Origin of the sequence: Bacteroides sp. 224 (assembly GCF_010500995.1) — a bacterium.
Classification (GTDB): Bacteria; Bacteroidota; Bacteroidia; order Bacteroidales; family Bacteroidaceae; genus Bacteroides.
The window spans coordinates 1-12,585 of the sequence record NZ_QVMK01000060.1; the positions used below are offsets into that span (position 1 = coordinate 1).

General features: G+C 39.7%; 8 protein-coding genes and 1 pseudogene. 4 read left to right on the plus strand and 5 right to left on the minus strand.

The window, feature by feature from the left end:
- Nucleotides 1–356: 356 nt before the first annotated feature.
- Both prmA and D0T60_RS17890 read right to left on the minus strand, forming a co-directional pair.
- Complete coding sequence (gene prmA, locus D0T60_RS17885) at nt 357–1,205, minus strand: 50S ribosomal protein L11 methyltransferase (protein WP_163219747.1); 849 nt, start codon at nt 1,203–1,205, stop codon at nt 357–359.
- A gap of 6 nt (nt 1,206–1,211) precedes the next feature.
- Nucleotides 1,212–3,146: an NAD(+) synthase gene (locus D0T60_RS17890; protein WP_163219749.1), complete on the minus strand. Its 1,935-nt coding sequence runs from the start codon at nt 3,144–3,146 to the stop codon at nt 1,212–1,214.
- A 107-nt stretch (nt 3,147–3,253) separates the two neighbouring features.
- Between D0T60_RS17890 and D0T60_RS17895 the strand changes: the two genes are divergently transcribed.
- On the plus strand, nt 3,254–3,661 hold the full coding sequence (locus D0T60_RS17895; RefSeq protein WP_163219751.1) for a Fur family transcriptional regulator: 408 nt from the start codon (nt 3,254–3,256) through the stop codon (nt 3,659–3,661).
- Nucleotides 3,662–3,807: 146 nt separating this feature from the next.
- Here D0T60_RS17895 and D0T60_RS17900 read toward each other — a convergent pair whose 3' ends face one another.
- Both D0T60_RS17900 and D0T60_RS17905 read right to left on the minus strand, forming a co-directional pair.
- Nucleotides 3,808–5,964 carry a S46 family peptidase gene (locus tag D0T60_RS17900; RefSeq protein ID WP_163219753.1) on the minus strand — a complete coding sequence of 719 codons (2,157 nt, stop codon included), beginning with the start codon at nt 5,962–5,964 and terminating at the stop codon, nt 3,808–3,810.
- Between the two features lie 127 nt (nt 5,965–6,091).
- Nucleotides 6,092–8,254, minus strand: a complete 2,163-nt coding sequence (locus tag D0T60_RS17905) for a S46 family peptidase (protein ID WP_163219755.1) — start codon at nt 8,252–8,254, stop codon at nt 6,092–6,094.
- A 599-nt stretch (nt 8,255–8,853) separates the two neighbouring features.
- Here D0T60_RS17905 and D0T60_RS17910 point away from each other — a divergent pair.
- The 3 genes from D0T60_RS17910 (at nt 8,854) to D0T60_RS17920 (ending at nt 12,067) form a co-directional block, all read left to right on the plus strand.
- The gene (locus tag D0T60_RS17910; RefSeq protein WP_163219757.1) at nt 8,854–9,585 is read left to right on the plus strand and encodes a DUF4369 domain-containing protein; all 732 of its coding nucleotides are present in this window, start codon (nt 8,854–8,856) and stop codon (nt 9,583–9,585) included.
- An 8-nt stretch (nt 9,586–9,593) separates the two neighbouring features.
- Nucleotides 9,594–10,709 carry a hypothetical protein gene (locus tag D0T60_RS17915; protein WP_163219759.1) on the plus strand — a complete coding sequence of 372 codons (1,116 nt, stop codon included), beginning with the start codon at nt 9,594–9,596 and terminating at the stop codon, nt 10,707–10,709.
- A 164-nt stretch (nt 10,710–10,873) separates the two neighbouring features.
- The gene (locus tag D0T60_RS17920) at nt 10,874–12,067 is read left to right on the plus strand and encodes a 6-bladed beta-propeller (protein ID WP_163219761.1); all 1,194 of its coding nucleotides are present in this window, start codon (nt 10,874–10,876) and stop codon (nt 12,065–12,067) included.
- A gap of 280 nt (nt 12,068–12,347) precedes the next feature.
- Here the strand turns inward: D0T60_RS17920 and D0T60_RS17925 are convergent.
- Nucleotides 12,348–12,585, minus strand: a pseudogene (locus tag D0T60_RS17925) (transposase); the annotation flags it as partial.

A 12,585-nucleotide genomic window follows, 5' to 3' on the forward strand; every position in this document is an offset into this window, starting at 1 on the left:
CTTAAACTGGCCATGTGATTTATTCACTACGACAACACTAATAGTGCCTGAACGGTTCCTTTTCTTGCGTACAAACATTATGCGAAGGTACATAAATTATGCTTGCGTCACCCAAAGTCACCCACTTTTATAGGCTAACATGCTGATAATCATTGTGCGCTATGTGATGGCGCAAAAAAGTGATGAAGTCAGGAAATAGAAGCTTTATTGTAAGTGTTTTGAGTTAATTCACCACAGAGTACGCAGAGGACACAGAGGATAAATTACGATGCCGCAGGGAAATTAAAAACCTCTGTGTCCTCTGAGTACTCTGTGGTGAAATTCATTCATTTTCGAACCATTATGAGTTAACCCGCCTAAAGCTCAAATCTGAATTTCACCGCAGCCCAATTATTCTTCTCTTTGTAGTGTTCAAAGTGCAAGTTATGTTTAGCTGCTTCTTCTTTGATTAGCGGAATATCCTCCACATAAAAACCACTCATATATAGCTCTGCACCTGGATTCATGCATTGCACATAATACTTCATATCAGCCAGCAGAATATTGCGGTTAATGTTGGCTATGATTACATCAAACGGGCCTCTTCCTTTGAGTATGCCGGCATCGCCCAATTCAACTTCAATATCGGTAACATTGTTTAGGGCGATGTTTTCTTTGGAGTTTTCTACACACCAAGTATCAATGTCGATGGCTGTGATGGGTTTTGCTCCTCGCATACGCGCCAGGATAGCCAGGATAGAAGTGCCACAACCCATATCCAATACTGATTTATTTTCCAGATTGCAGTTTAATAATTCACCAATAATCAAGCTGGTGGTTTCGTGATGCCCGGTTCCGAAAGCCATTTGTGGGTTGATTAGGATATCGTACTCCATTGGTGGAATATCCTTATGAAAGGTACTATGTATAACACATTGATCATTAATGATGATGGGTTGGAAGTAGTTCTTTTCCCACTCCTCATTCCAGTCTTTGTCTTCGGCTTCCTTCCAGGTGTAAGTAATTTGGGAATTCTCTATCGGGAAGTTCTCTAAGGTATCTTTCAGGATTACTTCATCGAAAGTATCCTGAAGAATATAAGCAGTTATTCCCCCTTCGTTCTCAAGAAAGCTGTCGAAGCCTGCCTCTCCCAGCACAGCAGAAAGAACATCATTCACGGTTTCCGTACAAGGATTTGTTTGAAAGTTAAATTCTAAGTATTTCATTGCTTTTTAGTTGTTAGTAGGTAATAGTTCGATTTCCCTTAGCCATGCAGCCGAACTTGCATCGCTTGGCATACGCCAGTCGCCCCTCGGACTGAGAGTGATACTACCGGTTTTAGGGCCATCCGGCATACAGGATCGTTTGAACTGTTGATTGAAGAAACGACGGAAGAAGGTATACAGCCATTTCTTAATGGTTTCTTTATCATATTTACTTCCGAAAGCTTTGGTGGCCAGGAAGAATATTTTAGTAGGGCGGAATCCGAAACGAAGAAAATAATACATAATGAAATCATGCAGTTCATAAGGACCCACTAAATCTTCTGTTTTTTGTTTGATTTCTCCATGATCGTCTGCAGGAGTCAGCTCCGGACTGATTGGAGTGTCAACAATATCAATCAGTGTATCTCTGGAGGCAGCATCCATTTCGTTTTCTGCTACCCATCGAACCAGGTATTGAACCAATGTTTTAGGTATGCTTGCGTTTACTCCATACATAGACATTTGATCGCCATTATATGTAGCCCATCCCAGAGCAAGTTCAGACAAATCTCCTGTACCAATGACTAAGCCATTTGTTTGATTAGCTATATCCATTAATATTTGAGTACGCTCCCGGGCCTGAGAGTTTTCGTAAGTAACATCGTGTATGTTAATGTCATGACCAATGTCTTTGAAATGTTGGATACATGCATCTTTGATACTTATCTCACGCATAGAGATACCCAGTCTCTCCATCAGGTCAATTGCGTTTCTATAAGTGCGGTCTGTTGTGCCGAATCCGGGCATGGTGATACCCAGAATGTTTTTTCGAGGCCATCCAAGTTTATCGAATGTCTTTACACAAACTAATAGTGCCAGCGTTGAGTCTAACCCACCGGATATTCCAATGATAGCAGTTTTTATTTTTGTATGAACCAAACGTTGTGCTAACCCTGCTACTTGTATGGAGAAAATCTCTTCACAACGCTCATTGAATTCATGACCGGAGGGCACGAAAGGGTGAGGAGAGAAGGTACGCGTTATCTCTGTATCTTTTTCCTTGTAATCGAGGGTAATTCTGACAGGAGCTTTAGCCGGATTGTTTCCTCTGTTAGCAGCAAATGTTTTATTAATACGACGTTCCATCCGCAGGTGATCCACATCTATTTCGGTAACAACCAACTCTTCTTTCAGGGTGAATCTTTCACTGGCGGCCAGTAGAGAGCCATTCTCGTAAATTAAGCTGTTTCCTGCAAAAACCACATCGGTAGTAGACTCGCCAAATCCACAGGATGTAAATACATATCCGGCCAAACAGCGTGCTGATTGTTGGCTTATTAATGAACGAACGTAATTGTTCTTACCAATTCCTTCGTTGTCGGCAGATAAGTTGAATATGATTTCTGCTCCTTGCAAAGAAAGCATGGAACTTGGTGGAATAACAGACCAAAGGTCTTCGCATATTTCGATAGCGAAAGTTACATTCGGAGCTTCGAATAAGAGATTATTTCCTACCGGAACCGATTGCCCGCAAAGGCGTACACAAGTTTCCGGAATATCAAGTGCAGAAGTAAACCATCTCTGCTCGTAGAACTCCTTATAGTTAGGCAAATATGTTTTAGCTACAACTCCCAGGATCTTACCTTTTTGAATAACAACAGCACTATTAATAAGTACAGAACTGATTCTGACCGGCATTCCCAATATGGCAATAATGTCAGATTGTCGGGTATTATTAAGTATTTGCATCAATGCCAATTCGGCATCTTCTAATAATACCTGTTGAGCAAATAAATCTCCACAAGTATATCCGGTGATGCAAAGTTCCGGGAATGATACAATTTGCACTCCCTTTTCTTCGGCTACTGTAATTAAATGCTCTATTTGTTGAGCATTGTACTTGCAATCTGCTATTGCAACGTGGGGAATAGCAGTTGCTACTTTTACAAATCCGTAATCCATAATAAAAAGTTTAGTGTACAAAAGTAGGAAATATAATTTGATTTATTAACTTTGTCAGCACTAACATTGCATTGAATTAAAATTATAAACGACAAACTCAATAAAACATGGATGCTTACGAATTACTGGTACAATATCAGATTAAGCCGTCTGTTCAAAGACTGGCAGTTATGAAATTCCTAATCAAAAACCGTAATTACCCTACAGCCGAAGATATATATACAGCGTTATTTCCACAGATTCCGACATTATCGAAGACTACTGTATATAACACTCTTAAACTATTTGTAGATCATGGAGCTGTGAGAATGATTACGATTGATGAACGATCAACTCGTTTTGATTTATCGACTCATCAATGTGGGTATTTCCTGTGTAAGCAATGTGGTGCTATATTTGATTTTCAGAACGAAGCAGCTTCTCAGGATTTAGCTTTTCTTGTAGGAAAAGGGCATCAAATAGCAGAAACACACTACTATTACAAAGGTCTTTGTGAAAAATGCGCTCAAGCTTAGTGAGTATATTTGCTTAAAAGAAAGGTTTCACCACAGAGGACACAGAGGGCACAGAGTCTTATTTTTTAATTCTAAATTATGAATTCTAAATTAAGAATCTGTGCCCTCCGTGGTGAGAGAAAAAGATTAAAAAATTATCTATCCAATCACTCTACAATCGTCAACTCGTCGATGATATGAGAAGCGCCGGCGAATTTATCAATGATGAAAAGCGTATAGCGGATATCCACACAAGCAGCCCGTTGAGAAGAGGGGCGGAAAGCGATATCTCCGGTTAACCCTTCATAATTGCGGTCGAATCCGGTGCCTATTAATTGTCCTTTGGCGTTAAATACCGGGCTACCGGAGTTTCCTCCTGTGTTATCGGTATCTACAATGAAACAAACAGGCATTTCTCCATCTTTCATAGCATACCGACCATAATCTTTGGTTTTATACAGATGTTTGAGCTTTTCCGGAACTACGAATTCCCAGTTGTTGGGGTCTTCTTTTTCCATTACGCCTTTCAGGGTGGTGTAATATTCGTGTACTATACCATCGGCAGGTTCGTAAGAACGCACTTTGCCATAAGTAAGCCTGAGAGTGGAGTTGGCATCCGGATAGATAGGAATACCTGCTTCCTGTTTCATATCCATCATACCTTTTACCCATACTTTGTGAGCAGCATTGTAAGTCTTATCTCCTTCTGACATGGCTCCGGCAGTGCGATATAAACCAAGAGTAATAGATTGTCTGAGTAATATCATCCAATCTTGTTCCAACCATTTCAGCTTAGGCTTTTGGATGAACCGATCAAAGTTTTCCTTGCTTCCAAAAACAGAGCTTTCAAAGCAAGCATCTACAAATGCATCCGTGTCGCCTCCGAAACGATCGTCTATTACACTGAATATGCTGATTCTCTGTTCCTCGGGGATGTATTGGCAATAAGTTTTCAGCATTGTTTTGGCTACCAGTTTCTCTACTTCCGGAAAGGGAACAGTAGTGAAATACTCATTTGTTCTTTCCGTAAGTTTATTGGTTTCCTCTTTTATTTGCTTTTTCTTTTTATTCTTTAATGCGGCGGCAAATTTATCAACCGAAGGGAAATGCATAAAATCGAGTCCGGAAACCAATGCTTCCTGAATGGCTTGCTGATGATATACTGCCTCTCTGCGTTGTGCAACCACCGAACGAATTTCATCGAAAGCTTTTTGGTAAGCTTCATTGCCTTTGGCTAATAACTGTTCTTGCTGGTCGCGTTTGGTTTTCAGTACATTTAGGCGAACAAGACCTTCGTTCATGCCAATAGCATTCTTCCAGTAGTTGGCAGATACAGCATACTTGCTTGCGTAATGGATGCGTACGGCAGGATCTGCCAACATTTGTTCCATCAGTACTTGCTGGCGTGCTTCGCGAACATGATGACGCATAAAGTTAGTAGTCTGCATACGCTCTTCCACTTCATCCGAAATCATATACCGCCAGTTGCGCCCCGGGAATCCCATAACAAAGGTAAAATCGCCTTCGTTGATACCTGCCAGATTGATAGTGAGATGTTTTTTTACCTGCAATGGCACATTCTCTTTAGAATATGGAGCAGGTTTACCTTCCTTGTCTGCGTAAATGCGAAAGAGGGAAAAGTCTCCGGTTTGGCGAGGCCACATCCAGTTGTCGGTATCTGCTCCGAACTTGCCAATGGAAGAAGGGGGTGCACCCACCAAACGAATGTCACTGTATACAGTCTTTATGAAAAGGTAGTATTTGTTGGCTCCGTAAAACGGTTTCAGTTCCAATACTTTCGATGCAGATTGCTCTATATTCTGTTCTTGGGCAAAGCGGTTGGCTACCTTCTTCAGATAAGTAGGAGAGAGGTAGTTGGTGCCATTGGGGTCTTCGTCTTTGGATAACTGTTCGGTTACATAATCGGTAATATCCAGAATCTTATCTATATAAGTAATGGATAGCCCTTGGCAGGGAAGTTCTTCCGATTTGCTCATGGCCCAGAAGCCATCTGTCAGGTAATCATGCTCTACCGAACTTAGTTGCTGAATGTTACCATAACCGCAGTGATGGTTGGTAAGTACCAAACCTTCGGCAGAAATAACCTCTCCGGTACATCCTCGTCCGAAATGCACTACAGCATCTTTTAAGGAAATACCATCCGGGTTATATATGTCTTGAACCGGGATCATTAATCCCAGTTCAAGCATTGCTGCTTCATTTTGTTTCTTGAGGTCTGTAAGCATCCACATTCCTTCATCTGCGTATGAAAACAGAGGAAAGAGGCTGATAAAGAATAAACTAATTAGATTTCTTTTAATCATTTTAATTGTGGTGTTTATTAGCCACGGATGACACTGATTGCACGGATTTTAATGCACGGATAAAATACAAAAGTAATCGGTGAATTTAATCCGTCTAATCCGCGTTATCCGTGGCTAAAAATATTTATTAATCAACAATGGTCATCTCGTCAATCAGGTGGCTACATCCTCCTAATTTCTCAAGAATAAATAATATGTAACGCACATCTAAGTTAATACAACGTTGCAGGTTATTATCGAAGTTGATATCTCCACTCAATGACTCCCAGTTACCATCGAATGCACAACCTATTAATTCGCCTTTGGCGTTTAGTACAGGGCTTCCTGAGTTACCTCCGGTAATGTCGTTGTTGCTTAAGAAACATACAGGCATTTCTCCGTTTGGCAATGCATATCTACCGAAGTCTCCATTCAGGATTAGTTCTTTCAGTTTGGCAGGTACATTAAAGTCGCGGTTGTTCGGATCTTCTTTTTCCAGAATACCTTTGGCAGTAGTGAAGTATTTGTAGTGTACTCCATCTTTCGGACTGTAAGATTTCACATTACCGTAAGTTAAACGAAGTGTGAAGTTGGCATCTGGATAAGAAGGCACAGGGAGTTTCATCTCTTCCAATCCTCTGATGTATACTTTGTGCAAAGAATTAAGCTCTTCTGCCAATGGGGCATACTGTGCAGTGATCTCTCTGAACTTACTAACAGAAGTCATATAATAGCGAACAGACAAATCTGCGTTCATGGCTTCTACAGTTGGGTTTGCCAGGAATGCATCCAAGTTAGCCTGATTAGCCATGATAGAATGGTTGTACATACTATCAATAAAAAGGTTGTAATCTCCGGAAAGTTCTTTTTCGATAAATGAATAGAAGTGCGGACGTTTTTCTGCCGGTGTTACCTCTGCATAAAGCGGTATCATTACTTTGGCCACTTTGTGGTCTACTTCATGATCATAGTCCTTATTATGTATGGCATTGTACTGGTTCTGTAGTTGCGTTTTAAGTTCATCGCTAATAGGCTGATTCTCTTCCAACGCTTTTTTGATTTGCACAAATACCTTATCGCCTACCGAGAACTCGATGGCTCCCAATAACATTTCGCTCAGGTATGTACGTTCGTAAACCAATGGTTGTGTTTTGGCTACGGCGTTATCGATGTTTTTAACAGCATTCATGTATTCGGTGTTTCCTTTTTGTTGAGCGAAACGGTAGAATGCTTCTTCTTGTTCGGCTTTGGTTTCCAGTACATTGTTATCAACGATGGCTTTGTTCATACCAATAGAGTTCTTCCAATAATTAGACGATCTTGCATATTTGTCGGCATATTGAATACGGATTTTGGCAGAAGCATCCATCTCTTGTTTAAGTACATTCTGGCGTGCTGTACGGGCTTGAATCATTGGCTCGTTCATGGCTTCCATGCGCTCTTTCACTTCCGAAACGGTAAGGTAGCGCGATGTTCTTCCGGGAAATCCCATTACCATGGCATAATCACCTTCTTTCAATCCTTTAATAGAAATGGTGAGGTGTTTTTTTGTTTTCAGAGGAACGTTGTTGACATTGTAATCTGCCGGTTCTCCGTTGGCATCGGCATAAACGCGAAACATAGAGAAGTCGCCCGTATGGCGTGGCCACATCCAGTTGTCTGTTTCGCCTCCAAACTTACCTACCGATGAGGGGGGTGCAGCTACCATACGTATATCTGTATACTCTTTGCGGTAGAACATATAAAATCTGTTTCCGGCATAAAAAGGGAGCGCTTGTGGTGCAATTCCTTTTTTGTCTTTCAAATCGCTTTTAGCAAATAATTCATCTGCCAATTGTTTTAGGAATTTAGCCGAGAAAGATTCTGCTTCGGTAATCTCTTTGTTGACTATTTTTTCATTAACGAGGCTGGTAATGTCGTCGATACGCTCAATGAAAGTAAACTTCAGCCCCGGTGTTGGCAGTTCTTCTGCTCTTGTTTTTGCCCAGAAACCGTCTGTCAGGTAATCATGCTCCACCGAGCTGTGTTGCTGAATGAAGCCATATCCGCAATGATGATTGGTGAGGATAAGCCCTTCGGGAGATATAATTTCTCCGGTACATCCTCCGCCAAAGATACCTACGGCATCTTTCAGAGAAACTCCATTCGGGTTGTACAAGTCTGTTGCTTTTAGCTTTAGCCCTTGCTTTTTCATCATATCAATGGAATGTTGCTGTTGCATAAGTTGTAATAACCACATTCCTTCATCTGCTTTAACTGAGCAGATTAACGGCATTATGAATGCCAAAACGTACAATCTTAATTTATTCATATTAATTCTATATAATGATGTTAGTTAATTACTATTTGTTTTAATTAGCTTGTTTAGTAGCCTGTTTTTTGTGGTTTTGGGTTTTAATATCTTTGATTTTGCATAATAATCCTGTCATAGTGATTATGTATTAATGTCCATGGATGCAAATTTAAGTAAAGTAATTCAAAACAGGAATGAAAGAGTTGTTTTATTACTCTATAATACAAAAGATTAAGAATAAAAAAACGTTTTGAGGGAAATGGGAATGGGTACGCGGAAAAAACGGAATGAACGGATGAACGCGGAATATATATTTCCGTCCTTATGTCGCAAGAAAAAAAATCCGCGTGTTTCTGCTCATTCCGCGTATCTATCTTCTTTTGAGTTATATTGAACCGCAGAGTTACGCAGATTAACGTAGAGGATTAAGTTTTAGTTCTATGCAGCATTGTATTAAAAACTCTGCGTTAATCTGCGTAACTCTGCGGTTCGAATTCCCTCCTTTCCGAACCAACTAAGATTCAAATCAGTTCCTAAATTTTAAATATTAATAAAATCTGAACGGATGTAGCAATTAAGGTTGTACTTTTGCATGTTAAACTGTAATAGGGGAATTGATGAATAAATTTTTATCTCTTATATTTTTGCTTCCTTTTTTTGCCTCATGTGGCAATAAATATAGAATAGAGGGTACATCTTCCATTAATGAATTTGATGGAAAGATGGTATATCTTAAAGCTTCTCAAGGAGATAGTGTGATAAATGTTGATTCGGCTGAGGTTGTTCATGGTGTTTTTAAACTGAAAGGTCAATCAGACTCCATAATGATGGTTACCCTCTTTTTGGATAATGAAGGTATTATGCCTTTGGTAATGGAAAACGGTGATATTAAGATAACAATCGCTTATGATAAAGTGTCGGCATCGGGCACTCCGCTGAATAATGCCCTCTATGGCTTTATCGACAAAAGAAATGAATTGGAACTAAAGCTGGAAGATCTGGATCGCAAAGGCGCTCGCATGGTACTCGACGGACTTGATATTGACGATGTGCAACCCCAAATAGATAAAGAACAAGAAGAACTTCTCGATGAAATGAATGAGCATGTAAAGAAGTTTATCTCGTCGAACTATGAAACAGTTTTAGGACCGAGCGTATTTATGATGCTTTGCAGTGGGTTGCCTTATCCTATTATGACTCCTCAAATAGAAGATATCCTGAAAGATGCTCCCTATTCTTTTAAGAGCAACAGGGCGGTGAAGGAATTCATTAAAAAGGCCAAAGAGAATATGGAATTGATAAATGAACATCGTCGTTTGCAGGATAGTGAAGCAGGAACAGTAAAATAACTTTGTTTATGAGATGCTTCTTTAGAGTAACATTTTCTATTCTTCTCTGTTGTTTTCTGTCAGAAGCATATTCCCAATCTTCTTTATCTCCTCTTTTAAGAAAGGCAGATTCATGTGCTTATTTTTGTAATTATCAGGCATCGGATTCTATTTATCATCATGCTTTGTCTATGGCGGATAGCTTAGAGGATAGATCAGGATATCAGCTTGTACTTAATTGTTTGATAAATCTGTACACTCGCAGGCAGATGTATGAGAAAGCTTTTTGTTATTTGCGGGATTTTCGTGAGCGCTCTCGCAATAAAGATGACAGGGCATACGTGCTGTTAGCCAAAGGAAATATCTGGAAGGATGCGCTTGAGTATGATTCTGCTTATCATTACTATTCACTGGCATCGCAATCAACACATCCTTTTATTGCTACCAATGCCTATCAGCAATTGTCGAAACTTTCTGCATTAAGCGGAAGGTATAAACAAGCATTTTCGTCTTTACAAAATTATGATGAACTCTTAACGAGTGCAGCAATGAGCCTGCATAGAGAGGAGATGACAGATAAGTATAAGGAGGAGAAGTATAAAAATGAATTGAATGAAATTCGCTTAGCAAAGAAAACACGTGAGTTATTTATTGTGTTGCTTCTTGCCTTTGTATTTTTTATACTGGCAGGTGCTTATGTTTTTTATCTCCGCAGCAAGAATCTGAAATTGCAGCACTCGAAAGAGGTTAGTTTGCTTCGTGAGAAAGAATCATCCCTTCGTGAGGCTCTCTTCCGAAAGATGAGTGTTTCGCAAAAGATTCCATCTTTAGATGCCGGCGACGAATCGGAAACCATAGATAAGCGAATCGCTCTCTCTTCGGCAGATTGGGCAGAGATCGTACAAATTGTTAATGATAGTTATGATCATTTTGCCGAACGTTTGAAAGCGCATTATCCATTGCTTACGGAAAAGGATATTCGATTTTGTTGCCTGATTAAGATTAATGTGACACTAAAAGACCTTTCGGATATTTATTGTATCAGTAAATCTGCCATAACCAAGAAGAAATTCAGACTGAAAAAAGAGAAGATCGGATTTAAGGATAGCGACCAAAGTTTGGATGACTTTTTGAGGACTTTTTAGCTGTAAAAAGAGAAATGTCCACCTTGTTTTAGGTGTTTTTGTTTTTAATGTACTGAATATTAGGTGTTTATGTGTTTCTTTGTAATGCCTCTATGTCCACCATATTTTTTGTTCTTTCTGCTGATCCTCTCTACTTTTGCTCTCAAATTATTATATTTATCAGTATGAAAACAAAAGCATTGTTATTTATGTGTTTGTGTGCAAATGTTGCCACAGGAATGAGTTCAATAAAGTTGTCGAATAATTATCCGGATAAGGAGAAGGTGATTGCAACTACTCAAAAAAAGGGGTCGGATCGGGTAGTGGTTTGTGATTTTTCAAAGATGAACGACACCATTTCTCTACCATTAAGCTATTTGGCTGAGGAAATGCAAATAGTAAAGTTAGATAATCGGGATGAAGCCTTAGTTGGCGGGCGGGGGCGAACTACGGTGACCGATAGCTATATATTAGTAAGCAATAAAAAACAAACCCCTTTTAGGCTTTTCGATCGTAAGGGGAAATTTATTACAAATATCGGTACGTATGGTCAAGGCCCTAATGAATACCAGAATACTTATGACGAACAACTCGACGAGAAGCATAATCGCATCTATATTCTGCCTTGGATGACAAGGAAAATATTAGTCTTCGATTTGCAAGGAAATGCATATAATCCTATTCCTTTGCCGTGGAATGTGCCTAAAGGACAGTTTCGGGTAAACACGGCAGATTCATTGGTTACAGTAACTACATTGCCTTTTGAAGGAATGCCTTCTGTAGTATGGGTACAGGATTTTAAAGGTAAAGTGAAACAATCTGTTTCGACTCATCATTTTAAAGTACCACGCGATTTTAGTAATGAAGTAATGGCAACCCGAAATACCGATGCTTATGATGTGATGTTATTGGTGGCAACACCTACAAGAAAAGATACGCTCTATCATTATAATCAAAAGGAAAACCGGTTAATTCCACGGTTTACCACTACTTATCCGGAAGATAAAGTTCCCATTCATTCGTACATGGAGCTTCCTGGTTGCTATTTAGGAAGTGTACAATCTCCGGTAAAAGTATCCGAGTATATCACTGTGGGATCAAAACCAACTTGGTATATAGTAGATAAAAAGACGATGAAAGGAAATTATCTTCATTTAATGAATGACTTTCTGGGAAGCACTTCTCCTGAATCATGGCCTGCCATCAGAAATGGATATTATGTGATGAATATAGAACCGCTGGAATTAAAAGAGAAACTTGAAAAGGCAATAGCATCCCCTAAATTATCGAAGGAGAAGAAAAAGGAACTGATTAAGCTGAGTGAATCGTTGGATGAGAATGGTAATAATGTGGTGCTGTTTGCTAAGTTGAAGAAGTGACCCCTCCGTCACGCGTAGCGTGTCACCTCCCCTCAACGAGCAGGGTTGTTAAGTTCTAATTCTCTCTTTATCAATTGCCGTCTGCTTTAGCTGACGGATTATGAAATCTTTATGCAACCAGGGCTTTAGCCAAACAAATCATTTGGCTAAAGCCAAGAAAAAGAAAGAAATGCTCTGAGCCGTCAGCTAAAGCAGACGGCAATTGATAGAACTTAACAGCCCTGCCCTCAACGAGGGTGAGAGTTGTGGACAGTGGGGGTATCCTGACTTCGTCAATGCGTCACCCCAATAAATTTTCTACCTCCGAAAGGTTGAACAACGGCTGGATAGTACGATGTCTGTCCGTTAGGAACAATGTCTTTGTATAGAATCTCCCATTTTCCGGCATTTTTACTCTAATCGTTGTAATAGTTTTAGCTATGTCCAATACTTTATCAACACTCAAAGGAATCTTCTTTTCCTTTATGAGTCGTTCTAACTCCTTATATACTTTATAAGCAACGAAGCATATACAGACA

Coding starts and splice junctions, on each gene's coding strand:
- prmA (WP_163219747.1), bottom strand. CDS start 1,205: ATGAAATACTTAGAATTTAACTTTCAAACAAATCCTTGTACGGAAACC.
- D0T60_RS17890 (WP_163219749.1), bottom strand. CDS start 3,146: ATGGATTACGGATTTGTAAAAGTAGCAACTGCTATTCCCCACGTTGCA.
- D0T60_RS17895 (WP_163219751.1), top strand. CDS start 3,254: ATGGATGCTTACGAATTACTGGTACAATATCAGATTAAGCCGTCTGTT.
- D0T60_RS17900 (WP_163219753.1), bottom strand. CDS start 5,964: ATGATTAAAAGAAATCTAATTAGTTTATTCTTTATCAGCCTCTTTCCT.
- D0T60_RS17905 (WP_163219755.1), bottom strand. CDS start 8,254: ATGAATAAATTAAGATTGTACGTTTTGGCATTCATAATGCCGTTAATC.
- D0T60_RS17910 (WP_163219757.1), top strand. CDS start 8,854: ATGAATAAATTTTTATCTCTTATATTTTTGCTTCCTTTTTTTGCCTCA.
- D0T60_RS17915 (WP_163219759.1), top strand. CDS start 9,594: ATGAGATGCTTCTTTAGAGTAACATTTTCTATTCTTCTCTGTTGTTTT.
- D0T60_RS17920 (WP_163219761.1), top strand. CDS start 10,874: ATGAAAACAAAAGCATTGTTATTTATGTGTTTGTGTGCAAATGTTGCC.